The sequence below is a fragment of the Xanthomonas boreopolis genome (assembly GCF_046529185.1).
GTDB classification, from domain to species: Bacteria; Pseudomonadota; Gammaproteobacteria; order Xanthomonadales; family Xanthomonadaceae; genus Pseudomonas_S; species Pseudomonas_S boreopolis.
The window spans coordinates 4,051,095-4,074,181 of record NZ_CP097162.1 but is presented as its reverse complement, the minus strand read 5'-3'; the positions used below and the strand labels follow the sequence as shown (position 1 = coordinate 4,074,181).

Genomic DNA, 23,087 nt, shown 5'->3' with positions numbered 1-23,087 from the left:
AAGGATGAAGCTGCCTTGCCGGAGCCGGCCCCCCTGCCGCTCCCGGCCGGATTGTGCACTGTGCGTCGGGTTCCTGACGCATTCGTGACAGCGGCCGCGTTGCGCTACCCTTGCCGACCCCGAACCCGGCCCTGCCTCCCGGCCATGTCCGTCGACAAGAACCTGCGTGAACTGGAAGCCGGCATCCACACCGACCTGGAAGGCCGCCTGACCTATGGCGGCTACCTGCGGCTGGAACAGCTGCTGTCGGCGCAACAGCCGCTGTCCGACCCGCCGCATCACGACGAGATGCTGTTCATCATCCAGCACCAGACCTCCGAGCTGTGGCTGAAGCTGCTCGCCCACGAACTGGGCGCGGCGATCGGCCACCTGCAGCGTGACGAGGTGTGGCAGTGCCGCAAGGTGCTGGCGCGCAGCAAGCAGGTGCTGCGGCTGCTGACCGAGCAGTGGTCAGTGCTGGAGACGCTGACGCCGAGCGAGTACATGGGCTTCCGCGACACGCTCGGGCCGGCCTCGGGCTTCCAGTCGCTGCAGTACCGCTACATCGAGTTCCTGCTCGGCAACAAGAACGCGCAGATGCTGCGGGTGTTCGAGCACGACCCGGCCGGCCAGGCGAAGCTGCGCTCGGTGCTGGAGGCGCCGGGCCTGTACGACGAGTTCCTGCTCTACCTGTCGCGCTGGGGCCATGCGATCCCGCCGCAGCACCTGCAGCGCGACTGGACCCTGGCGCACGTCTCCGACCCCGCGCTGCGGCCGGTGTTCGAGCGCATCTACGAGCACACCGACCGCTACTGGCGCGAGTACTCGCTGGCCGAGGACCTGGTGGACCTGGAGACCCAGTTCCAGCTGTGGCGGTTCCGCCACATGCGCACGGTGCAGCGCATCATCGGCTTCAAGCGCGGCACCGGCGGCTCCAGCGGCGTGGGCTTCCTGCGGCAGGCGCTGGAGCTGACGTTCTTCCCCGAGTTGTTCGAGGTAAGAACCTCGATCGGCATGCCGCCGGAGCCTTCCCCGTAGGAGCGGCTTTTGTGGGAGCGGCTTCAGCCGCGACGGGGCTTTGCCGGTAAAGGCCCCCAACGTCGCCGGCATCCGTCTCAATTGACATCAATTTGACGTGAAGACCGCGGTCGGTGATCCTCGCCCGTCGCCCCGGCCCGCCCGCGGGCGTGCAAGCCATTGACTGAATACGCAAGGGAACCCTTCATGAGCGTCGACGCCGCCGCGCCGAACCCCGCCACCCCAACGCCCCCGCAGATCCCCGAGTTCAAGACCCTCCTCGGCCATCCCAAGCCGTTGTGGATGCTGTTCATGACGGAGTTCTGGGAGCGCTTCGCGTTCTATGGCATCCGCTGGGCCCTGGTGCTGTACATCGTGCAGCAGTTCTACGCCGGTAGCGGCACCGGCGAGCAGCCGGCCAACCAGCTCTACGGCGCCTACCTGGCGCTGGTCTACGCGGCGGCGATCTTCGGCGGCTACGTGGCCGACCGGGTGATCGGCTACCAGCGCTCGATCCTGCTCGGCGCGGCGATCATGTCGGCAGGCCTGTTCCTGATCGCCACCTCCAGCCAGGAGCTGTTCAAGCTCGGCCTGGCCACGATCATCGCCGGCAACGGCCTGTTCAAGCCGAACATCTCGACCATGGTCGGCAAGCTCTACAAGGTGGGCGACGAACGCCGCGACTCGGGCTTCACCATCTTCTACATGGGCATCAACCTGGGCGCGATGATCTCGCCGGTGCTCACCGGCGCGCTGGCCAGCAAGGTGTTCGGCTCCGAGGCGATGCCGGACTACAAGGTGGTGTTCATCGCCTCCGGCGTGGGCATGCTGCTGAGCCTGGTGTGGTTCTGGTTCGGCCGCCGCCAGCTGGCCGGCATCGGCCGTCCGCCGGCCGGCGGCGAAGGCCGCGCGCGCGTGCTGTACACCCTGATCGGCGCGCTGGTCGCCATCCCGACGGTGTACTTCCTGCTCACCATCGAGGCGGCAACGCTGAACTGGTGGGTGCTGACCCCGATGTTCCTGCTGTTGTGCGCGCTGATCGTCGCCGAGGGCATCCGCGAGGGCGCCGTGCAGCGCGACCGCGCGCTGGCCATGCTGGTGATCTTCGTCTTCAACATCCTGTTCTGGATGTTCTTCGAACAGGCAGGCAGCTCGTTCACCTTCCTGGCCGAGAAGATCGTCAACCGCGAGTTCGGCGACTGGACTTTCCCGGTGGCCTGGTTCCAGTCCGTCAACTCGCTGGCGATCATCACCATCGCGCCGCTGCTGGCCTGGCTGTGGGTCAGGATGGGCCGCGCCAATCCGTCGATCCCGCGCAAGTTCGGCCTGGGCCTGATCTTCAACGGCCTGGCCTTCCTGCTGCTGATGTTCGCGCTGTCCTCCCTGGTCAGCGACATCGGCAAGATCCCGTTCTGGACGCTGTTCATGGTCTACGTCATCCAGTCGGTGGGCGAGCTGTGCCTCTCGCCGATCGGCCTGTCCATGGTGACCAAGCTGGCGCCGCTGCGCCTGGTCGGCTTCGGCATGGGCGGCTGGTTCCTGTCCACCGGCATCGGCAACAACCTGTCGGGCATCTTCGCCGGCCACGTCAGCGGCGAGGGCGGCATGACCGTGCAATCTTCGCTCGCAGGCTATACCTTCGGGTTCTGGCTGCTGTTGGGCGCCGGCGCGCTGCTGTTCCTGATCGCCCCGCTGATCAACAGGCTGATGCATGGCGTGAAGTGACCTAGTGAGGACCCCCACGATGGCGAAGAACCAGACCCCGCACACCGTCCGCGCACTGGCGGCCGCCGCCCTGTGCGCGGCCGTGCTGGCCGGCTGCGGCCAGGCTCCCGAGCCGCCCGCGCCGCGGCCGCTCGATACCTCGGTCCAGAAACCGCCATCGCCCGATCCGACCCAGCCGGTGGCCTCCGGCAACACCCCGGCCGCCGCGGACATCGCCGCGGTGGCCGCGCTCAGCGCCGGCTTCGATCCTGCGCGCGACCCGTTCGCCGACCTGGAGACCGCCAAGGTCGAGGCCAAGCGCGGCGGCAAGCGCATCCTGATCGACGTCGGCGGCGAGTGGTGCTCGTGGTGCCACACCCTGGACGAGTTCATCGGCGGCGACGCGGAGATCCGCGGCTTCCGCGACGAGAACTACGTCTGGCTCAAGGTCAACTACAGCGAGGAGAACGAGAACAAGCCGTTCCTCTCGCAGTACCCGGCGATCCAGGGCTATCCGCACCTGTTCGTGCTCGACAACGACGGCAAGCTGCTGCATTCGCAGTTCACCGCCGAGCTGGAAAAGGGCAAGGGCTACGACCGCAAGAAGTTCTTCGACTTCCTCAAGCAGTGGGCGCCGCCGAAGGCGTGAGCCCCGGGCCCGGGGGAGCGGGAGCGGCCGAAGCCGCTCCCGCGAAATGCGCGGGCCCGCTTCAGCCCTTCTGCACCATCCGCGGCAGGCCGTCCTTCGCCAGCCGGTCGATCAGGCTTTCCAGCGTGCGGCGCTCCTCCTCGGACAGCGCCGACATCAGCCGCCGCTCCATCTCGTTGACCAGCGGCGCCACCGTCTCGTAGACCTGCCGCCCGGCCGAGGACAGCGCCAGCATCGAGCGGCGGCGGTCGTCGCCGTGGGTCTCGCGGCGGATGAAGCCGCGTTCCAGCAGCCGCGCCACCGCCCGGCTCACCGCCACCTTGTCCATCGCGCTGCGGTCGGACACCTCGCTCGCCGAGGAGCCCGGGTAGAGCGCCAGGATCGTGATCACGCGCCACTCCGGGATCGCAATGCCGTAACGATCGCCATAGATCTTGGCGATGTTGGCGCTGACCCGGTTGGAGAGCACGCTGATCCGGAACGGCAGGAACTGTTCCAGGTTGATCAGGACGGGATGGTGGCTGGAGGCGGAGTAGTCGGATTCGCTCATGCTGCGCTGCGTCTTGATGGTGGTTTCATATGAAACTACAAAGGGCACGTGGCCTGCCATTCTCGCGGGTCTTCTGCCGCCGCGCATAGCCCTGGCGGCCTGGAAGAGGAGCAAACAACCATGAGCGCACAACCCCATACCGCCGGCGTCCGGCCCGACCCGGGCATGCAGGTGACCACCTTCGAGAACCCGATGGGCATCGACGGCTTCGAGTTCGTCGAGTTCGCCGCCCCCGCGGGGCAGGGCGGGCAGCTGCACGACTACTTCCGCAAGCTGGGCTTCACCGCCGTGATGAAGCACAAGCGCCGCCCGATCACCCTGTACCGGCAGGGCGGGGTGAACTTCCTGGTCAACGAGGACCCGGATTCGTTCGCCGCCGATTTCGCCGCCCAGCACGGCCCGTGCGCCTGCGGTTTCGCGATCCGCTTCCGCAAGCCGGCCGGCGAGGTGTTCGAGGCGGTGGTCGGCAACGGCGGCGAGGCGGTCGCGCACAAGGCCGGCACGCGGGCGGTGTCCGTCCCGGTGGTCAAGGGCATCGGCGACTGCATGCTGTACCTGGTCGACCGCTACGGCGAGGCCGGCAGCGTGTACGACGAGGAGTTCGAGCCGGTGCCGGGCGCCGAGCCGCATCCGGCCGGGTTCGGGCTGACCTTCATCGATCATCTCACCCACAACCTCTACTTCGGCAACATGCAGAAGTGGTCGGACTACTACGAGCGGCTGTTCAACTTCCGCGAGATCCGCTACTTCGACATCAAGGGCGCCAAGACCGGCCTGGTGTCCAAGGCGATGACCGCGCCGGACGGCATCGTGCGCATCCCGCTCAACGAGTCCTCCGACCCCAAGAGCCAGATCAACGAATACCTGGACGCGTACCGCGGCGAGGGCATCCAGCACATCGCCTGCTTCACCGACGACATCTACGCGACGGTGGAGAAGATGCGCGAGGCGGGCGTGGTGTTCCTGGACACGCCGGACACCTACTTCGACGTGATCGACCTGCGCATTCCCGAGCATGGCGAGGACGTGGAACGGCTGCGCCGCAACAGGATCCTGATCGACGCCGACCCGGACACCAAGAAGCGCAAGCTGCTGCAGATCTTCACCGAGAACTGCATCGGCCCGATCTTCTTCGAGATCATCCAGCGCAAGGGCAACGAGGGCTTCGGCGAGGGCAACTTCCAGGCGCTGTTCGAGAGCATCGAGCGCGACCAGATCAAGCGCGGGGTGCTCTGATGCCCACGTGGGGAAGATGCCGGCAATGCAGTTAGCCCCTCTCCCGGGGGAGAGGGGCTCAAAGAGCGAGATATCCATGAACACTGCATCCACCTACATGACCGGCTTCGGCAACGAGTTCGCCAGCGAGGCCGTGCCGGGCACGCTGCCGGCCGGGCAGAACTCGCCGCAGCGCGTGGCGCATGGGCTGTATGCCGAGCAGCTGTCAGGCACGGCGTTCACCGCGCCGCGCGGGCAGAACCGGCGCAGCTGGCTGTACCGCATGCGGCCGGCCGCCGTGCACGGCGCCTTCTCGCCGCTGGCGCAGCCGCGCTTCCACAACGACTTCGGCGATGGCGGCCCGGTGCCGCCGGACCAATTGCGCTGGAGCCCGCTGCCGCTCCCCGACGCGCCGACCGATTTCATCGACGGCCTCTACACCGTGGCCGGCAACGGCGCGCCGGGCGCGCACGCCGGCGTCGGCATCCACTTGTACGCGGCCAACGCCTCGATGCAGGGGCGCTACTTCTACGATGCCGACGGCGAACTGCTGATCGTGCCGCAGCTGGGGCGGCTGGTGCTGCGCACCGAGCTGGGCGTGATCGAGCTGGAGCCGCAACAGATCGCGGTGGTCCCGCGCGGCGTGCGCTTCCTCGTCGAACTGCCGGACGGGCCCTCGCGCGGCTACGTCTGCGAGAACTTCGGCGGCCTGCTGCGCCTGCCCGACCTGGGACCGATCGGCGCCAACGGGCTGGCCAACCCGCGCGACTTCCAGACGCCGCAGGCGGCCTACGAGGCGCTCGACGGCGCGTTCGAGCTGGTGGCCAAGTTCGACGGCCACCTCTGGCGCGCCGACATCGACCACTCGCCGCTGGACGTGGTCGCCTGGCACGGCAACTACGCGCCGTACCGCTACGACCTGCGCCGGTTCAACGCGATCGGCTCGATCAGCTTCGACCATCCCGATCCGAGCATCTTCACCGTGCTGACCTCGCCGAGCGAACTTCCGGGCACGGCCAACATGGACTTCGCGATCTTCCCGCCGCGCTGGCTGGTGGCGCAGCACACGTTCCGTCCGCCCTGGTTCCATCGCAACGTCGCCAGCGAGTTCATGGGGCTGGTGCACGGCGCCTACGATGCCAAGGCCGAGGGGTTCGTGCCGGGCGGGGCGTCGCTGCACAACTGCATGAGCGGGCACGGCCCGGACGCGGCGACGTTCGAAAAGGCTTCGCAGGCCGACCTGTCGAAGCCGGACGTGATCGCCGACACGATGGCCTTCATGTTCGAGACGCGCACGGTGCTGCGCCCGACCCGGCAGGCGCTGGCCGCGCCGCACCGGCAGGCGGACTACCAGCAGTGCTGGGCGGGCCTGCGCAAGCACTTCCGCGCGCCGTGAGGCACGGGCCGCGCCGTCCGGCTACGTGCCGATCGATCCCGGCCGCGCTTCCAGCGCGGCCAGTGCCGGCAGGTGCGGTTCCGGCAGCACTTCGGCGACGCGTTCGCGCACGCGCCGCGCGTAGCCGGCCGCGGTCATGCGCGGCAGCTCGGCCAGCGCCTCCAGCAGCGCGCTGACGATCGACGGTTCGTCGTGCGCCATCATCAGGCGCCGGCGCAGCGACTGGGCGGCCTCGTTGCGCTGCAGCTCCAGCATGTCCTGCACGTAGATGCGCGCGGCGCCGAGCGAGCGCCGCCGCGCCGGTGCGCCGCCGGATTGCGCGGCGGGCGCCGTGGCGGAGGGGGCGCCGGGCGCGTCGTCGCCGCCCTCCAGGTAGCCGTGTTCGCGCAATTGCCGCACCAGCGCCGGCGTTTCCGGTCCCAGCAGCCGGGTCAGCTCGGCGACGCTGCGCTGCCCGTCGCACAGGATCAGCGTGCGGCGCTGGCGAAGGTCCAGCGCCGTGCGGTGCGAGTCGAGCGCACGACGGGCGAGATCGGTCTTGCGGGGATGCATGGGGGGACTTCCGGAACGTCCATCAGGCTGCGCGCGGGCGGTTAAACGCCGATGACAGCGCCGTACCGGGCCGGACCGTAGACGCCCGCGGGCGTCCTGGCGCATAGAATCGGCCCATCGAGGCGAGGGAGGGGACGCTCATGGCAGCTGCGATCGCATGGCTGGTGCTGGGACTGGTGCTGCTGGGCCTGGGGGGCGATTCGATCATCAAGGCGGCCTCCGGGCTGGCGCAGCGCTGGGGTGCGTCGTCGTTCATGGCCGGGTTGCTGCTGGTGGCATTCGGCACCTCGTTGCCGGAACTGGCCGTCAACGTGCGTGCGTTCATGGTCGGGGCGCAGGAGCTGGCCCTGGGCAATGCGGTCGGCAGCAACATCGCGAACGTGGGCCTGACGCTGGCGCTGGCCGCGCTCGCCGCGCCGTTGCTGCTTGGGATGAGATTGCTGGCGCCGCTGCTGGTGGTGTTGGTGGTCGCTTCGCTGGCGTTGATCGGGTTCGGGCTGGACGGTGCGATCGGCCGCATCGAGGGACTGGCGATGCTGGCCGGGTTCGCCGGCGTGCTGGCGTTCCTGGTGCGCCGGGCGCGTCGCGAGAGCGACGGGGTGCAGGCCGCGGTCGGCGGCTATGCGGTCACCAGGACCGGGCTCGGCCTCAACCTCCAGCGCCTGGCGATCGCGCTGCTGTTGCTGGGGTTCGGCGCGCGCTGGGTGGTCGATTCGGCGGTCGCGCTGGGCGGCATCTGGGGGTGGAGCCCGCTGCTGATGGGCCTGTTGCCGGTGGCGATCGGTACCGCCCTGCCCGAGGCGGCGGCCGCGATCGCGGCGGCACGCCGCGGCTAGGGCGACATGGTGGCCGGGCACGTGATCGGTTCGAGCGTGTTCAACCTGCTGGTGGTGGTCGGAGGCATGGCCACGCTGCGGCCGTTGCCGCTGCCGGCCTCGTTCGTGCGCCTGGAGCTGCCGGCGGCAATCGTGCTCGCGCTGATGCTGTACCCGATGCTGCGCGGCGACTTGCGCGTCAGCCGCGGCGAGGGCGCGGTCCTGCTGGCGGCGTTCTGCGGCTGGATCGGGCTGGAGCTGGCCTTGGCCGCCTAGCGGCGACGGGCATCGCGGGTCCTGGTCGCGAGGCCCTAGAAGGGCCAGTCGCGGATCACCATGTGGGTGCGGACCCGGCGGATGCCGGGGAAGCGTTCGATCTGCTCGAGGATTTCGTTGACGCGCTGCATCGTCGCCGCTTCGACCTGGATCAGCATGTCGGTCTCACCGCTGATGCCGTAGCAATGGCGCACTTCCGGGAACGCGCCGAGGCGTTCCACGTAGTCCTGGCATTGGTTCTGCTGGTGGAAGATCTCGAAGAAGGCCTTGACCGAGGATTCCCCGGCCGGCGCCACGCGGGCGTGGTAGCCGCGGATCACGCCGCTGCGTTCCAGGCGCTGTATGCGCTCGCTCACCGCCGGGCGCGAAAGGCTGACCTCTTCGGCGATCCGGCTGACCGGCATGCGCGCGTCCTGGCGCAACAGGGCCAGGATCCGTTGATCGAACTTGTCCATGGGGCTCGGCGGCAGAAAGGACGGGATCATCCGACGCAACGCAGGCGTGTTCCGACGCAATGGCGGCAACCGGCGGCCTAGAGCGTGTTATGAACTTTGAAGTATCGAAGCGGCATTACTGAGCATGAGGATGGTGAAGACGACGAAGTGGAGTCCTGCGAGGGTTTCAGGCAGGCGTTCGTAGTCACGGGCCAAGCGGCGGAAGCGGTTGATCCAGCCGAAGCTGCGTTCCACGATCCAGCGGCGTGGCAGCAGCACAAAGCCCTTCTTGGCCTCCGGCAGCTTCACCACGTGCAGTTCGATGCCTTCCTCCTGCGCGGCTTCGGCCGGGTCTTTGCCGGTGTAACCCTGATCGACGAAGGCGAGCTTCACCGTTTCGCCGGTGACATGCTGGACTTCCTGCGCCAGCGATCGCACTTGGGCCCGCTCCTGCGCGTTGGCCGGCGTGACCTGCACCGCCAGCAGGTGGCCGAGCGTGTCCACCGCCATGTGCACCTTGCTGCCCTTCTTGCGCTTGTAGCCATCGTAGCCGGCCCGCGGACCGCTCTCGCACGTGGACTGCAGCGTGCGGCCATCCAGGATCACGGCGCTGGGCTGCCCTTGCTTGCCTTGCGCCACCCGCAAGACCGAACGCAGGTCGTTGACCATGGCCTCGAAGCAGCCCGCCTGCAGCCAGCGCTGGGTCTGCTGGTAGACCGCTTCCCACGGCGGAAACTCATGGGGAATCAAGCGCCAGGGCGCGCCGGCCCGGGCCATCCAGCGCAACGCGTTGAACATCAAGCGCAGCTCGTACTTGCGCTGCCGTGCTTGCGGGTCCATCAGCGTCAGGTAGGGCGCGGCGAACGCCCACTCTTCATCGGTGACGTCGGTCGGATACGGGCGTGGCGGCTTCATCCGCTTACGATAGCCGAGCCGGATCAAAGTTCATAACACGCTCTAGAATTCCCGCCCCGGATCGCGCAGAGCATAGCCGAATGAGTCGACTCGAAAAGCAGCTTGGCCTGTTCCAGGGCATGGCCCTGCTCAGCACGTCGCTGCTCGGCACCGGCGTGTTCGTGGTGCCGGCGCTGGCGGCGACCGCGGCCGGCGCCGCGTCGCTGTGGGCCTGGCTGCTGCTGATCGTGCTGGTGCTTCCGATCGCCTTCACCTTCGCGCAGCTGGGACGCAGGTTCCCGCATGCCGGCGGCGCTCCGCACCTGATCGGCAGGGCGTTCGGCACGCGGCTGGAACGAGTGAGCGCGATGCTGTTCCTGGCGGTGATGCCGGTCGGCGTGCCGGCGGCGCTGAAGATCGCGGTGGGCTTCTGGCAATCGGTGCTTGCGCTGGGCAGCCTGCAGGCGCTCGCGGTGCAGCTCGGCACATTGCTCGTGGTGCTGGTGCTGGGGCAGCGGCCGGCCAGGGCCACCGGGCTGGTGCAGGGCCTGATCGCCGTGGCGATCGTCGCCACGATCGCCGCGATCTGGTGGGCCGGCCGACTGCCGCGCGCGGACCAGCCGTTGCTGCCTTCGCTGGACGGCACCTGGCACCTGCTGCCGGCGGCGCTGGGCGTGATGTTCTGGTGCTTCGTCGGGCTGGAGGCGTTCAGCCACATGGGCGAGGAATTCCGCCGCCCCGAGCGCGACTTCCCGCTGGCGCTGATCGCCGGCGTGCTGCTGGCGGGGCTGTTGTACTGGGCCTGCTCGGTGGCGCTGCTCACCTTCGGCGGCTATGGCGATCCGGTGGCCGACGCCAGCGCGGTCGGCAGGCTGTTCGGCCGCCTGCTGGGGCCGCACGCGGCCTGGTGGATGGCGCTGGTCGGCTACCTGGCGTGCTTCGCCTCGATCAACATCTACCTGCAGGGATTCGCCCGCCTGATCTGGAGCCTGGCCGACGAGGGCAAGCTGCCGCCGGTGCTGGCGCGGCTCAACGGCCACGGCGTTCCGGGGCGGGCGCTGCTGCTGGTGGTCGCGGTCTGCGCCTGCAGCCTGCTGGCGGCCGATGCGCTCGGGTTGTCGCTGGATCGCCTGATCCGCTACGCGAACGGCAGCTTCGTGGTGATCTACCTGCTCAGCATGGCGAGCGGCTATCGGCTGCTGCGCGGCGCCTGGCGCGGGCTGGCGCTGCTGGGAGCGGTGCTGTGCCTGGCGGTGTTGGCGATGCTCGGCTGGCAGGCGCTGTACGCGCTGGCATTGCTGGCGCTGCTGCTGGCGTTCGACCGCCTGCGCGAACGCGGCGACGCGCGCGCGGCCGCGCCGGCGGAGCCGTGATCGCCGGCGCGGTCAGGTTTCCTGCGGCGGAGGCGTGCCGCCGTCGCGATCGTCGCCGCGCGGGTCCTGCGGCCGGTCGGCCAGCATCAGCGACAGCGCCGCCTTGGCCATCAGGTGCGCGCTGATCGGGGCGGTGATGAACAGGAACGCGGTGATCAGCAGCTCGCGCGGCTGCGGGTCCTCGCCCAGGAACAGGTGGTAGCCCACCGAGGCGAGCAGCACGCAGCCCACGCCGAGCGTGCTGGCCTTGGTCGGCGCGTGCAGGCGCTTGAAGAAGTCCGACAGCTTCACCAGCCCGAGCGCGCCGATCACGATGAAGAAGGTGCCGACGATCAGCAGCACGCCGAGCAGGTATTCGGTGAAGGCGATCATTCGACGATGTCCCGGCGCAGCACGTACTTGCTCAGCACCACGGTGCTGCCGAAGCCGAGCATGGCGATCACCAGCGCGGCCTCGAAGTAGATCGGCGAGTCCAGGTGCATGCCGAACAGCATCAGCTCGGCGATCGCCGTGATCGAGAGCGTGTCCAGCGCCAGGATGCGGTCGGGCACGGTCGGCCCGCGCAGCAGCCGCCACAGCGCCAGCAGGATCGCCACGCCCACCGCGTGCATGCACACGACGATCGTGGTCTCGATGAACATGTGGCCGGTCATGGGAAGATCTCCATCAACGGTTTCTCGTAGCGGTGCTTGATCTCGGCGATCAGCGTGTCCGGGTCGTCCAGGTGCAGCACGTGCACCAGCAGGTACTTGCGGTCGTCCGACAGCGCCACCGACACCGTGCCGGGCGTCAGCGTGATCATGCTGGTCAGGGCGGTGATGCCGTGGATGTTGCCGATGTCCAGCGGAATCCAGATGAAGCCCGGCCGGATGCGCGACTCCGGGCCCAGCACCTGCGTGGCGACCTTCACGTTGGAGCGCACGATGTCCCAGGCCACCACGCACAGCATCTTCGGCACCGAGCGCAGCGAGCCGATCCGGGCGAACTCGCGGTCCAGCCGCGCCGCCGCCAGCGGGACCGCCACGCCGAGCAGCATGCCCACCACCGCCGCGCCCAGGCCGAGGCTGTCGCTCAGCAGCAGCCAGAACACGAACACCGTCGCGCTCAGCGGCGGGGAAGGGAACAGGCGGCGCAGCAGCGGCTTGCGGTCCTGGCTCATGGCACCCTCACTTCCGGCGTGGTGTCGCGGACCTGCTCGAAATAGCGGCCCGGATCGCGCAGCTGCTGCGCGGCCGCATCGGCCATGCGCATCAGCGGGCCGGCGGCGACGGTCATCGCCAGCACGTAGCCCAGCAGCAGCACGGTGGCGGCGGTTTCCACCGGACGCATGCGCGCGCGCCGCGGCGGCGCGCGCGAGGGTTCGTCCTCGGCCGAGGCGGGGACGCGCCAGAACAGGCGCACGCCGGCGCGCGAGAGGCCGATCACCACCAGCAGGCTGCCGCCGAGCACGGCGCCCCAGACCGGCGGCAGCCAGGCGTCCGGCACGTGCTGCAGCAGCGCCGCCTTGGCCAGGAAGCCCGACAGCGGCGGCAGCCCGGCCACCGCGATCGCGGCGACCAGGAACATCGTGCCCGGCAGCGCCCGGCCCGGCAGCGGCGCGACGATCTCCTTGCGGTCGGAGGCGCTGCCGCGGCGCCGGCGGATCAGGTCGGAGACCATGAACAGCGCGGCGGCGATGAACGTGCTGTGCGGCAGGTAGTACAGGCCTGCGCCGATCGCGCCGACATTGCCGAGCGAGAAGGCGACGAACAGCGTGCCCGCCGAGAAGATCACCAGGTACGACACCAGCACGCGCAGGCGCGCCGCGGCCATCACGCCGAGCCCGGCCAGCACCAGCGTGGCGATGCCGGCCCACAGCAGCGCCACCTGGCCGAAGCCGGCCATCGCGCCGGCCTGGTCGCCGAACCACAGCGAAGACACGCGCAGCACCGCGTACAGGCCGACCTTGGTCATGATCGCGAACAGCGCGGCGATCGCCGCCGGCGCGCGCGAGTAGGTTTCCGGCAGCCACAGGTACAGCGGCAACAGCGCCGCCTTGCTGCAGAACACCAGCAGGAGCAGGCCCAGGGTCGCCTTCAGCAGCGGCAGGTCGTGCGCCGGCGTCTGTGCGATGCGCAGCGACAGCTCGGCCATGTTGAGCGTGCCGAGCAGGCCGTACAGCAACCCGAGCGCGATCAGGAACAGGGTCGAGGCGGCGACGTTGAACACCACGTAGTGCAGGCCGATGCGCATGCGCAGGCCGCGCCCGCCCGACAGCAGCAGGCCGTAGGAGGCGATCAGCATCACCTCGAAGAACACGAACAGGTTGAAGACGTCGCCGGTCAGGAAGGCGCCGTTGAGGCCCATCAGCTGGAACTGGAACAGCGCGTGGAAGTGCGGGGCGCGCCGGTCCCAGCCGGCGCAGGCGTGCAGCAGGCAGGCCGCCGCCAGCAGCGTGGTGGTCAGCAGCATCCAGGCCGACAGGCGGTCGGCCATCAGCGCGATGCCGAGCCGCGCGGGCCAGTCGCCGAGCAGGTAGACCTGCATCGCGCCGTCCGCGGTGCGCGCGAACAGCGCCAGCACCGCCGCCGAGAGCGCGGCCAGCGCGATCCAGGCGGCCGTGCGGCGCGCGCGGTGGCCGTACCGGCGATGCTCGACGAACAGCGATGCCGCCGCGCCCAGCATCGGGATCAGGATGGGCAGGATCGGCAGGTGGCTCATTCGCGCGCCTCCGCCTCGCCTACCGGCGCGGTGGCGTCAGGATCGTCCTCGTGCGCGTCGACGTGGTCGCTGCGGTTGTCGGCACGGCTGCGCATCGCCAGCACCAGGCTCACCGCGGTCATCGCGAAGGCGATCACGATCGCGGTCAGCACCAGCGCCTGCGGCAGGGGATCGGTGTGCTCGGTCAGCGTCGCGGGGATGCCGTCGCGCAGCACCGGCGCCTGCCCGACGCGCAGGCGGCCGCCGGCGAAGATCAGCAGGTTGGTGGCGTAGGACAGGAACGTGAGCCCGAGGATCACGTCGAAGCTGCGCGCGCGCAGCAGCAGGTAGATGCCGATCGCGGTCAGCACGCCGATGGCGCTTGCCAGGGCCAGTTCCATCAGGGGATGCCTCCGAATCCATCTGCCGTCGTTCCCGCGCCGGCGGGGACCTCGTGCCTTGGCTTTCCCACGGGCGCCCAAAGTCGCCGGGTCCCCGCCGGCGCGGGAACGACGCGCATGGAGCCGGCCGCGGATCGCGCCATCAGTGCGCCTCCCCGGTCCGAGCCGAGCGCTGCCTGGGATCGAGCGCGCCGCGCAGCGAATCGCGCGTGCGCGAGGGCTTGATCGTGCCCAGCATCGACAGCATCAGCATCGCCGAGCCGAACACCACCAGGTACACGCCGGTATCGAAGCCCATCGCGCTGGCCAGCTCGATCTCGCCGATCAGCGGCAGGTGCAGCGTGGCATGGCCGCTGGTCAGGAACGGCACGCCGAACAGCATCGAGGCCGCGCCGCTGGCGATCGCCACCAGCAGGCCCACGCCGACCAGGCGGATGTAGTCGAAGCCGAAGCGCGATTCCACCGAGGCCGCGCCCTGGATCACGTACTGCATCAGCAGCGGTACCGCCAGCACCAGGCCGGCGATGAAGCCGCCGCCCGGCGCGTTGTGGCCGCGCACGAACAGGAACAGCGACACGGTGAGCGTGAGCGGGAACATGATCTGGGCCAGGTCCGCCGGCACCGGCAGCTTGACCGGCCCCCCCGGCATCACCCGCTCCGGCGCCATGCGCGCGCGCCGCAGCAGCGCGTGCACGACCAGCCCGGCGATGGCGAACACGGTGATCTCGCCGAAGGTGTCGAAGCCGCGGAAGTCCACCAGGATCACGTTGACCACGTTGCGGCCGAAGGCCTCCGGCAGCGAGCGCGCCAGCATCTCGCCGGCGATCGTGCTGCCCGGGCGGGTCATCAGCGTGTAGGCGAGCACGGCGATGCCGGTGCCGGCGGCGATCGCGAGCGCGGCGTCGCGCCAGCGGCGCAGGCGGCCGCGCTCGGGCAGCGAGAACTCCGGCAGGTAGTTCATCGCCAGCAGCATCAATACCAGCGTCACCATCTCCACCAGCAACTGGGTCAGCGCCAGGTCCGGGGCGGACAGGAACACGAAGGCCAGGCTCACCGCCAGTCCGGTGCCGCCCAGCACCAGCACCGCCAGCAGGCGCTGCCGGTACAGGAACAGGCTGGCCATCGCGCAGACGATCATCAGCAGCCACAGCGCCCAGCCCAGCAGCGGCATCGCCTGCGGCTCGCCCCAGGCCGGCAGCGAGCCGCCTTCCAGGAACGGCGCCGCCGCCACCGCGATCGAGGCGAGCACGAGCAGCATCAGCATGCGCTGCAGGCTGCCGTTGGCGATGCCGTCGGTGAAGCGCGAGGCCAGGCCGAACAGGGAGCGGAGTTGCCAATCGAACAGCGAGCGCCCCTGCGAGCGCGTCTCCACCGCATGCAGGTCCAGTACCCGCCGCAGGAACACGTACAGCGCTACGCCGCCGACCACGCCCAGCGCGCTCATCGCCAGCGGCCAGTTCAACCCGTGCCAGATCGCCAGGCTGTAGTCGGGCAGGGCATCGCCGAGGATCGCGCCGGCGCCAGCGCGCAGCACCGGGGCGACGGTCAGGGCCGGGACGATGCCGACCATCACGCAGATCAGGACCAGCACCTCCACCGGGATCTTCATCCAGCGCGGCGGTTCGTGCGGCACCGGATCCAGCGGCCGCGCCGGTTTGGCGAAGAAGGTGTCGTGCACGAAGCGCAGGCTGTAGGCCACGCCGAGCACGCCGGCCAGCAGGGCCGCGACGGTGGCGAACACCCGCATCGGCTGCGAGGCCTGGGTCTCCAGCGCGACGGCGAAGAACATCTCCTTGGACAGGAAGCCGTTGAGCAGCGGGATGCCGGCCATCGACAGCGAGGCGATGATCGCCAGCGCGCTGGTGAACGGCATGTAGCGCCGCAACGCGCCGAGCCGGCGCATGTCGCGGGTGCCGGTCTCGTGGTCGATGATGCCCGCGGCCATGAACAGCGAGGCCTTGAACACCGCGTGGTTGAGAACGTGGAACACGCCGGCCACCACGGCCATCGGCGTGGACAGGCCGAACAGCATCGTGATCAGGCCCAGGTGCGAGATCGTCGAGTAGGCCAGCAGGCCCTTCAGGTCGTGCTGGAAGATCGCGTACCAGGCGCCGATCACCAGCGTGACCGCGCCGACCGAGGTCACGGTGTAGAAGAACAGGTCGCTGCCGGCCAGCGCCGGATGCAGGCGCGCCAGCAGGAATACCCCGGCCTTCACCATCGTGGCCGAGTGCAGGTACGCCGACACCGGCGTGGGCGCGGCCATCGCGTGCGGCAGCCAGAACTGGAACGGGAACTGCGCGCTCTTGGTGAACGCGCCGGCCAGGACCAGCGCGAGCGCCCAGGGATACAGCGGGCTGGCGCGGATGACGTCGCCCGCGGCCAGCACCGCATCGAGGTCGTAGCTGCCGACGATGCGCCCGATCAACAGCACGCCGCCGAGCAGCGCCAGGCCGCCGCCGCCAGTGATCACCAGCGCCATGCGCGCACCGTCGCGCGCGTCCTTGCGGTGCGACCAGAAGCCGATCAGCAGGAACGAGCTGATGCTGGTCAGTTCCCAGAAGATCATCAGCAACAGCAGGTTGCCGGACAGCACCAGGCCCAGCATCGCGCCCATGAACAGCAGCAGGTAGGCGTAGAAGCGCGGCGCGCTGTCGCGCGCGCTCAGGTAGTAGCGCGCGTACATCACCACCAGCGCGCCGATCGCCAGCACCAGCAGCGCGAACATCCAGGCCAGCCCGTCCAGGCGCAGCGCGAAGTCCAGGCCGATCTGCGGCAGCCAGGCGTGGACGACGCGCGGCACTTCCCCGGCGAGCACGGCCGGCGTCATCGCCGCCAGCAATCCCAGCCCCAGCAACGGCGCGCTGCCCGCCAGCCACGCGGTGGTGGCGCGGGATACATGGCGCAGCGCGGCCACGGCGGCGGCCATCAGGAATGGCAGCGCCAGCAGGAGGTCGAGGAGGATCATGCAGGGAATCCGGGATTCGCGAGCAGATGCCCGAGTCTAACAAACACCTTCACATGGCTGGTCCGCCAGATGAACGGCCGTTCGGGTTGGGCGGCCGCTGCCTTTGCCGGAGCGGCGGGAGGCTGTGCGGAGCCAACCGGTATCCTTGCCGGATGAGCGATGTCCAGGTTCCGTCCCATTCCACCCCGTCCCGCCGCGCGCTGGTGTTCGGCGCCAGCGGCCAGATCGGCGAGCGCGTGCTCGAGCGGCTGGCCAGGCAAGGCTGGGAGGTCGTCGCGGTGTCGCGCCAGGCGCGCGCGTCGCGGCCCGGACTGGCCTGGTTGCAGAGCGATCTCTCGATGCCGCCGCCGCCGGGGCCGTTCGCGGCCATCGTCAGCTGCGGTCCGCTCGACCATTTCGCGCGCTGGTATGCCGGGGCGGAAACGGAAGCCGCGCGCATCGTCGCCTTCGGCTCGACCAGCCTGCAGGTCAAGCAGGCCTCCGGCGACGCGCACGAGCGCGACCTGGCACGCCGCCTCGCCGATGCGGAGCAGCAGTTGTTCGCCGCGGCCCGGGCGCGCGGCGCGGCGGCGACGGTGCTGCGCCCGACCCTGGTCTACGGCGCCGGGCGCGACCTGACGTTGAGCCGGATCGCCGCGTTGGCGCAGCGCACCGGCCACTTCGCGTTGCCGAGCGGGGCGACCGGGCGGCGCCAGCCGGTGCATGTCGAGGACCTGGCCGGGGCCGCGTGCGCGGTGCTGGCCGCACCGGCGACCCACGGGCGCAGCTATGCGCTGGGTGGCGGCGAGGTGCTGGCGTACGAGGACATGGTCGGGCGCGTGCTGGCGGCGCTGCCGCGGCCGGCCAGGCTGTGGCGCATCCCGCGCTGGCTGTTCGCCTCCGCGCTGCACGGCGCGCACGCGCTGGGCCGCCTGCAAGGCATGAATGCGGCCGCCCTGCAGCGGATGCGGGAAGACCTGGTGTTCGACCTGGAGCCGGCCCGCCGGGACTTCGGCTACGCGCCGCGGGCGTTCGCCCCCACCGCAGGCGAGCTCGGCGTGCACGCGTAGCGCGGCGGATCGTTCCGGCGCGTCAGTAGCGCCAGCCCATCCGGCGGTAGAACTTGGCCAGCACCCAGATCGGGCCGATCAGCAGGTAGACCAGGTCGGTGAGGAAGCTCGGGCGGCGTCCTTCGATGTGATGGCCGATGAACTGGGCGATCCAGGCGACCACGAACACGCCCACGGCGGTGGCCAGCAGGCCGGCGATGCCGAGGTTCGCTTCCAGCAGCCGGCACAGGCAGCCGCAGAAGAAGAACACCGCCAGCATGCCGAGCCCGAGCGGGCGCGAGAGGCGGTTGTAGAACATCCACGCCGCGAACATCGCCAGCGCCGCCCACACGCCGCTGCGGAACCAGGTGCCGCCGACCGGGATGCACCACAGCAAGGCCACCACCGACCACAGGATGGCCGGCACCGCGACCACGTGGATCGACTGGTTGGTGGCGTTGCGGTGGTCGCCGGAGTAGCTGGAAAAATACCGCTCGATCGGACGCGCGCTGGTCTGCATGGTTTTCCCTCCCAGGAACCGGGGAGAGGATACCGCGTGCGGCGCAGTACGGTGCCGGTCAGGCCGGCCGTGCCATCGGGGTGGCCGCTGCGCCGCGGCAGCGCCGGGCGGGCCTGGCGGCCCGGTCGCCGGCGAAACGGGACATCCGCCGCTCCAGGCGGGCCGGTTCCTGCTCGACGTCGTGGCGGGCCTGCTCCATGGCGGTCCGGCCCGGCGTGGGTCAGGCGCTGCGCCGGCTGAGCCGCTGCCAGCAGTCGGTAGCGAGCTGCTCGTAGTTCTCCTGCGTGCTCGACGAGATGAAATGGTGCTCGATGCGACGGCGGAACAAGCGCAGGCGCTCCACTTCGCTCGAATGCGGCGCCTGCAGGTAGATGTCGCACGCCATCTTCACCACCGGCGACAGCTCGCTGAACTTGCCTATGCCGAGGTTGCCCTCCGCATGGCGCGATTGCCAATGCGCGATTTCTGCCTGTACGTCGATGACGGCGGGGTCTCTGTTCATGGCCTTGTGCCTCCTTGAGGTCGTGGGCGATGGCCCATCACCGTAGCGAGCGCAGCGTCAACGGGAGATCATCGGAAAGTCGTTTTCGCTGCATACGCCTCGTCGAGCGCATGAACGCGTCAGCGTCGTGATCGGTCGTATGTGAGGCACCGCACTGATTAGCGCAATCGCAAGTCCCGCCAAACATCGTGCTAACGGGCCGCAAGCGAAGGTCGGCCGTGCATGGCGATGCCGCGATGGGCGGCACCGGGTGGGAGGTATGCATGGCCGATGACCGGCGCGAGGGCGACAAACGCAGCAGTGGCGTGGCCGAGGCGGCGACGTGGTGGCGGGCGCTGATGGCGTCGCATGCGTTCCGCTCGGTGCTCGCGGTCGTCCTGGTGGCGGTGGGGATCGTGGTGTTCGCCGTGTCGGTGAAGTGACGGGGGAGGGGCACGCGGCGCCCGGATAGCGACGGCGGACACGGTTCGTCGCCGGAGCCGGCCTTGGCCCTGCTCGGCGGCCGCGCTCCCGGCCGGTATGCTTGGCAAGGGAGTCAAGGGAGCGGGGATTGTGCGGGTAAGAATCGAGGACGTGGCGCTCGCGGCAGGGGTGTCGATGAAGACCGTGTCGCGCGTGCTCAACGGCGAGCCTGGCGTGCGACCGCACATCCGCGAGCGCGTCAACGAGGTGGCCAGGTCGATGAACTACCGGCCGGATCCGTCGGCGCGGCGGCTGGCCGGCAAGCGCTCGTACCTGGTCGGCTTCGTCTACGACAATCCGTCGGCGAACTACCTGATGGAACTGATCGGCGGCGTGGTCGAAGCCTGCGAGGAACTGCACTACGGCATGCTGGTGCAGCCGGTCTCGTTCAAGCGGCCCGACTTCGTGCAGGCGATCAAGGCGCTGGTCGATTTCTCCAAGCTCGACGGCCTGATCCTGACGCCGCCGCTGACCGACAGCGACGCGTTGCTGGGCGCGCTGCGCGAAGCCGGCATCGCCTTTTCCTGCGTGTCGCCGAAGGATTGCGACAGCAACATCGGCGCCACCCTCGACGAGCGCCAGGCCGTGCACGAGATCGTCGGCCTGCTGGTCGCGCACGGGCACCGGCGCATCGGCCATATCCAGGGACATCCGGAACACGGCGCCAGCGCCTGGCGGCTGGACGGCTACCGCGACGCGCTGGCCGAACACGGCTTGCCGTTCGATCCGGCGCTGGTGGTGCCGGGCGAGTTCTCGTTCGACTCGGGCGTGCACGCGGCGCGGCGGCTGCTGGACCTGCCCGACCCGCCGACCGCGATCTTCGCCGCCAACGACGACATGGCCGCCGGCGTGTTCAGCGCGGTCCAGCAGCGCGGGCTGCGCATTCCGCAGGACATCTCGATCTGCGGCTTCGACGACATGCCGGTGTCGCGGCAGATATTCCCGCCGCTCACCACGGTGCACCAGCCGGCTCGCGACATGGGCCGGGTGGTGACCATCGAGCTGATCAAGTCGATCCGTGCGCCCGGCTCGGGCACGATGGTGCGGATGCCGCACTCGATGTGCCTGCGCGGCTCGGTGGGGCCGGTGCCCGCGTCCTAGGACGCGTCCCGAGGCGGGCGCGAAGCGGCCTGGCCGCGCGCCGCGACGGCGTGCAGGTCGGCCAGCAACTGCCGTTGCGCGGCCTCGCGCTCCGGCTCGCGCATGCGCAGGATCGCCGACGGATGCCAGCTGGCCAGCGCCTGCACGCCGCCGGGCAGTTCGCGCCAGCGGCCGCGCTCGAGGCTGATGCGGAAGCCGGCGCCGAACAGGGTCTGGGCCGCCATCGCCCCCAGCGCCATCACCGCATGCGGCCGAACCCTCAACAGCTCCGCCGCCAGCCACGGGCGGCAGGCGGCCTGCTCTCCGGCCGAGGCGCGCTGGTGCAACCGGCGCTTGCCGCGCGGCACGAACTTGAAGTGCTTCACGGTGTTGGTCAGGTACACCTGCGCGGGATCCAGTCCGGCCTCGAGCATCAGCCTGCGCAGCAGCTGGCCGGCCGGCCCGACGAAGGGATGGCCCTCGCGATCCTCGCGATCGCCGGGCTGTTCGCCCACCAGCATCAGCCGGGCATGCGGCGGGCCTTCGCCGAACACGGTCTGGGTCGCGTCCCGCCACAGCGGGCAGCGCCGGCAGTCGCGGGCTTGCCGGCGCAGCGCAGCCAACGTGCCGGCGGGCACTTCGTCGACCGGCTTGGCGAGCGGGATCGGAGGCGAGCGGGTCACGGCGGCTCCGGGAAGCGGACGCCGCCAGGTTAGCCGGCCTCCGGTGAGGAGCGCGGCCAGGCGGTGCACGGAACGTGCACGCCGGCGAAACGCCCGGGCGTCAGTCGCCCTGCGCGCCCATCGTGCGCGCGCCGACGATGATCATGCGCAGCATCGTCGAGATCTGCTCGACCAGTTCCGGATCCTTTTCCGGTGGCAGGTCCATGGCGGTGGCGCCCATCGCGAACACCAGCCGGGTGATCGCCTTGGACACCAGCGCCGGCTCGTGCAGCACCGCGCCATCGGCGGCGGCCAGCCGCACCAGGTCCTGCTGCAGCTCTTCCTCGAAATAGTGCAGCTCGCGCTCGACCGCGTGCTTGAACGCGTCCGAGCCGACCGCGCCCTCGCGCAGCAGCACGTGCAGCAGCTTGTCGTCGGCGCGCAGCTGTTCCATGAAGGTCTCCACCGATACCCGCACCACGCTGCGGTCGGTGGAGGTCGCGCGCTGGCGCGCCTGGCCGATGATCGTGCGCAGCGAGCGGCCGGCCAGGTCGATCAGCGCGACCGCCAGCTCGTCCATGTCGCGGAACTGCCGGTAGAAGCTGTTCGGCGCGATCCCGGCCTCGCGGGCGACCTCGCGCAGGCTGAGCGTGGACAGGCTGCGGTGCGGGCCGATCAGCTTGAGTGCGGCCGCCAGCAAGTCCTCGCGCGTGACCGTCCGGCGGGACGGGGCGGAGTCGTCGGACGGGGACAGGGCGGTCGAAGTCATGGGCAGGTCATGGCGGGCTGGCTGAATCATACCCTCGGTCCCTGAATATACACTTGTATACACACATGTACTCTCATGTGTATAGTGCATCGTCATGAAACCCTCCCCCCGCTCCCGTCGCCCCGCAGGCCTGCAGCGCTGGATCTCGCCCAAGCTGTTCGACTTCTGGGCCGGCCAGGTCAACCCGCTGTGGTCGCTGGACCGCCCGCTCGCGCGCCTGGTGGAGCGCCAGCCGGCCGGCCGCGGCGCGGCGACGCTGGTGCTGCGGACCAACCGCCATTGGCAAGGCCTGCGGGCCGGCCAGCACGTCAACCTGGGCGTGGAGATCGAAGGCCGCCGGCTGCTGCGCAGTTACAGCCCCACGCCGCTGGACGCGCGCCACGTCGCGATCACCGTGAAGGCGGTCGAGGGCGGCAAGGTCAGCGGCCACCTGGTCGAGCGGGCCGTGCCGGGCGAGGTGTTCACGCTGGAAGCGGCGTTCGGCGACATGGTGCTGCCCGACGTGCCCGCGCCGCTGTTGCTGCTCGCCGCCGGCAGCGGCATCACGCCGATGCGCGCGCTGCTGCGCGAGCTGGCCGCGCGCGGCATGCCGGTGGACGTGGACCTGCTGTACTGGGCGCGCACCCGCGAGGATTTCTGCTTCGCCGACGAGCTGCAGGCGCTGGCAAGGGCCCATCCGCGCCTGCGCCTGGAGCTGCTCGCCACGCGCGACGCGCAGGCATCGGCGCCGAGGATCGGCGGCTACGCGTTCGAGCGCGTGGCCGGGCTGTCGGGCCGGCACGCCATGGCGTGCGGACCGGCTGGCTTCGCGACCGCGGCGCGCCAGGCGCTGGACGGGCAGGTGGCCCGCTTCCAGGCCGAGGCGTTCACGCCGGAAACCCCGCTGGCCGGCGAGGACGGCGAGGTCGAAGTGCAGCTGGCCCGCAGCGGCCGGCGCCTGCGCCTGCCGCGCGCGCTGTCGCTGCTGGAAGGGCTCGAGGCCCAGGGCCTGAAGCCCAAGCATGGGTGCCGGATGGGCATCTGCAACAGCTGCGCCTGCGGCCGCCAGACCGGTACCACCCGCCACGTGCTGACCGGCGAGCGCAGCGACGAACCCGCCGTACCCGTGCGCCTGTGCGTGAACGCGCCGAGCACCGACCTGATCCTGGACCTGTGAGGAACA

At 70.1% G+C, this 23,087-nt stretch carries 24 protein-coding genes and 1 pseudogene; 11 read left to right on the top strand and 14 right to left on the bottom strand.

What is annotated here, in order from left to right:
* The first annotated feature begins 144 nt into the window (after positions 1-144).
* From M3M27_RS18305 to M3M27_RS18295, 3 genes are all read left to right on the top strand, one after another.
* Positions 145-1,017 carry a tryptophan 2,3-dioxygenase gene (locus M3M27_RS18305; protein WP_140727856.1) on the top strand — a complete coding sequence of 291 codons (873 nt, stop codon included), beginning with the start codon at positions 145-147 and terminating at the stop codon, positions 1,015-1,017.
* A gap of 186 nt (positions 1,018-1,203) precedes the next feature.
* Positions 1,204-2,721 carry a peptide MFS transporter gene (locus M3M27_RS18300; protein WP_140727854.1) on the top strand — a complete coding sequence of 506 codons (1,518 nt, stop codon included), beginning with the start codon at positions 1,204-1,206 and terminating at the stop codon, positions 2,719-2,721.
* A gap of 19 nt (positions 2,722-2,740) precedes the next feature.
* On the top strand, positions 2,741-3,349 hold the full coding sequence (locus M3M27_RS18295; protein WP_434026531.1) for a thioredoxin family protein: 609 nt from the start codon (positions 2,741-2,743) through the stop codon (positions 3,347-3,349).
* A gap of 61 nt (positions 3,350-3,410) precedes the next feature.
* On the opposite strand, the gene M3M27_RS18290 is transcribed toward M3M27_RS18295, so the two are convergent.
* On the bottom strand, positions 3,411-3,899 hold the full coding sequence (locus M3M27_RS18290) for a MarR family winged helix-turn-helix transcriptional regulator (protein ID WP_140727850.1): 489 nt from the start codon (positions 3,897-3,899) through the stop codon (positions 3,411-3,413).
* 120 nt (positions 3,900-4,019) lie between these two features.
* Between M3M27_RS18290 and hppD the strand changes: the two genes are divergently transcribed.
* Both hppD and hmgA read left to right on the top strand, forming a co-directional pair.
* Complete coding sequence (hppD, locus tag M3M27_RS18285; RefSeq protein WP_434026530.1) at positions 4,020-5,135, top strand: 4-hydroxyphenylpyruvate dioxygenase; 1,116 nt, start codon at positions 4,020-4,022, stop codon at positions 5,133-5,135.
* Between the two features lie 76 nt (positions 5,136-5,211).
* The gene (gene hmgA, locus M3M27_RS18280) at positions 5,212-6,510 is read left to right on the top strand and encodes a homogentisate 1,2-dioxygenase (RefSeq protein WP_434026529.1); all 1,299 of its coding nucleotides are present in this window, start codon (positions 5,212-5,214) and stop codon (positions 6,508-6,510) included.
* A gap of 21 nt (positions 6,511-6,531) precedes the next feature.
* On the opposite strand, the gene M3M27_RS18275 is transcribed toward hmgA, so the two are convergent.
* Positions 6,532-7,062: a hypothetical protein gene (locus M3M27_RS18275; RefSeq protein ID WP_434026528.1), complete on the bottom strand. Its 531-nt coding sequence runs from the start codon at positions 7,060-7,062 to the stop codon at positions 6,532-6,534.
* 140 nt (positions 7,063-7,202) lie between these two features.
* Between M3M27_RS18275 and M3M27_RS18270 the strand changes: the two are divergent.
* Positions 7,203-8,153 (top strand): annotated as a pseudogene (locus tag M3M27_RS18270) (sodium:calcium antiporter).
* Between the two features lie 35 nt (positions 8,154-8,188).
* Here the strand turns inward: M3M27_RS18270 and M3M27_RS18265 are convergent.
* Together M3M27_RS18265 and M3M27_RS18260 are read right to left on the bottom strand one after the other, a co-directional pair.
* Positions 8,189-8,608 (bottom strand): Lrp/AsnC family transcriptional regulator, encoded by a 420-nt coding sequence (locus M3M27_RS18265; RefSeq protein ID WP_434026527.1) that lies wholly within the window; start codon positions 8,606-8,608, stop codon positions 8,189-8,191.
* A gap of 87 nt (positions 8,609-8,695) precedes the next feature.
* Positions 8,696-9,502 (bottom strand): IS5 family transposase, encoded by an 807-nt coding sequence (locus tag M3M27_RS18260; protein WP_434026526.1) that lies wholly within the window; start codon positions 9,500-9,502, stop codon positions 8,696-8,698.
* 80 nt (positions 9,503-9,582) lie between these two features.
* Between M3M27_RS18260 and yjeH the strand changes: the two genes are divergently transcribed.
* Entirely contained in the window at positions 9,583-10,854 is a 1,272-nt protein-coding gene (gene yjeH / locus M3M27_RS18255) for an L-methionine/branched-chain amino acid transporter (RefSeq protein ID WP_434026525.1), read from the top strand.
* Positions 10,855-10,866: 12 nt separating this feature from the next.
* Here yjeH and M3M27_RS18250 read toward each other — a convergent pair whose 3' ends face one another.
* The 6 genes from M3M27_RS18250 to M3M27_RS18225 all read right to left on the bottom strand — a co-directional run bounded on the left by M3M27_RS18250 (position 10,867) and on the right by M3M27_RS18225 (position 16,902).
* Positions 10,867-11,226, bottom strand: coding sequence for a Na+/H+ antiporter subunit G (locus M3M27_RS18250; protein ID WP_140727835.1), 360 nt, complete (start codon positions 11,224-11,226; stop codon positions 10,867-10,869).
* Positions 11,223-11,507: a K+/H+ antiporter subunit F gene (locus tag M3M27_RS18245; protein ID WP_140727833.1), complete on the bottom strand. Its 285-nt coding sequence runs from the start codon at positions 11,505-11,507 to the stop codon at positions 11,223-11,225. The genes M3M27_RS18250 and M3M27_RS18245 overlap by 4 nt, the downstream gene beginning before the upstream one ends.
* Positions 11,504-12,013 (bottom strand): Na+/H+ antiporter subunit E, encoded by a 510-nt coding sequence (locus M3M27_RS18240; protein WP_140727831.1) that lies wholly within the window; start codon positions 12,011-12,013, stop codon positions 11,504-11,506. The genes M3M27_RS18245 and M3M27_RS18240 overlap by 4 nt, the downstream gene beginning before the upstream one ends.
* On the bottom strand, positions 12,010-13,554 hold the full coding sequence (locus M3M27_RS18235; RefSeq protein ID WP_434026524.1) for a monovalent cation/H+ antiporter subunit D: 1,545 nt from the start codon (positions 13,552-13,554) through the stop codon (positions 12,010-12,012). Before M3M27_RS18235 ends, M3M27_RS18240 begins: the two co-directional genes overlap by 4 nt.
* Positions 13,551-13,934 (bottom strand): Na+/H+ antiporter subunit C, encoded by a 384-nt coding sequence (locus tag M3M27_RS18230; protein ID WP_140727826.1) that lies wholly within the window; start codon positions 13,932-13,934, stop codon positions 13,551-13,553. Before M3M27_RS18230 ends, M3M27_RS18235 begins: the two co-directional genes overlap by 4 nt.
* Positions 13,935-14,076: 142 nt before the next feature.
* The gene (locus tag M3M27_RS18225) at positions 14,077-16,902 is read right to left on the bottom strand and encodes a monovalent cation/H+ antiporter subunit A (protein WP_434026523.1); all 2,826 of its coding nucleotides are present in this window, start codon (positions 16,900-16,902) and stop codon (positions 14,077-14,079) included.
* A gap of 152 nt (positions 16,903-17,054) precedes the next feature.
* Here M3M27_RS18225 and M3M27_RS18220 point away from each other — a divergent pair, with 152 nt between their 5' ends.
* Positions 17,055-17,951 carry an NAD-dependent epimerase/dehydratase family protein gene (locus tag M3M27_RS18220; RefSeq protein ID WP_434026522.1) on the top strand — a complete coding sequence of 299 codons (897 nt, stop codon included), beginning with the start codon at positions 17,055-17,057 and terminating at the stop codon, positions 17,949-17,951.
* Positions 17,952-17,973: 22 nt separating this feature from the next.
* Here M3M27_RS18220 and M3M27_RS18215 read toward each other — a convergent pair whose 3' ends face one another.
* Both M3M27_RS18215 and M3M27_RS18210 read right to left on the bottom strand, forming a co-directional pair.
* Positions 17,974-18,450 carry a DUF962 domain-containing protein gene (locus M3M27_RS18215; protein ID WP_434026521.1) on the bottom strand — a complete coding sequence of 159 codons (477 nt, stop codon included), beginning with the start codon at positions 18,448-18,450 and terminating at the stop codon, positions 17,974-17,976.
* 220 nt (positions 18,451-18,670) lie between these two features.
* Positions 18,671-18,952 carry a hypothetical protein gene (locus M3M27_RS18210; protein ID WP_140727816.1) on the bottom strand — a complete coding sequence of 94 codons (282 nt, stop codon included), beginning with the start codon at positions 18,950-18,952 and terminating at the stop codon, positions 18,671-18,673.
* Between the two features lie 263 nt (positions 18,953-19,215).
* Here M3M27_RS18210 and M3M27_RS18205 point away from each other — a divergent pair, with 263 nt between their 5' ends.
* Together M3M27_RS18205 and M3M27_RS18200 are read left to right on the top strand one after the other, a co-directional pair.
* Positions 19,216-19,374, top strand: a complete 159-nt coding sequence (locus tag M3M27_RS18205; RefSeq protein WP_434026520.1) for a hypothetical protein — start codon at positions 19,216-19,218, stop codon at positions 19,372-19,374.
* A gap of 151 nt (positions 19,375-19,525) precedes the next feature.
* Positions 19,526-20,515: a LacI family DNA-binding transcriptional regulator gene (locus tag M3M27_RS18200; RefSeq protein ID WP_434026519.1), complete on the top strand. Its 990-nt coding sequence runs from the start codon at positions 19,526-19,528 to the stop codon at positions 20,513-20,515.
* Here M3M27_RS18200 and M3M27_RS18195 read toward each other — a convergent pair.
* Both M3M27_RS18195 and fabR read right to left on the bottom strand, forming a co-directional pair.
* On the bottom strand, positions 20,512-21,177 hold the full coding sequence (locus M3M27_RS18195; RefSeq protein ID WP_434026518.1) for a UdgX family uracil-DNA binding protein: 666 nt from the start codon (positions 21,175-21,177) through the stop codon (positions 20,512-20,514). The two genes, M3M27_RS18200 and M3M27_RS18195, sit on opposite strands and share 4 nt — an antisense overlap.
* 100 nt (positions 21,178-21,277) lie before the next feature.
* Positions 21,278-21,925, bottom strand: coding sequence for an HTH-type transcriptional repressor FabR (gene fabR / locus M3M27_RS18190; RefSeq protein ID WP_140727810.1), 648 nt, complete (start codon positions 21,923-21,925; stop codon positions 21,278-21,280).
* Between the two features lie 94 nt (positions 21,926-22,019).
* On the opposite strand from fabR, the gene M3M27_RS18185 reads away from it, so the two are divergent.
* Complete coding sequence (locus tag M3M27_RS18185; RefSeq protein WP_140727808.1) at positions 22,020-23,081, top strand: ferredoxin reductase; 1,062 nt, start codon at positions 22,020-22,022, stop codon at positions 23,079-23,081.
* The last annotated feature ends 6 nt before the right edge of the window (positions 23,082-23,087 follow it).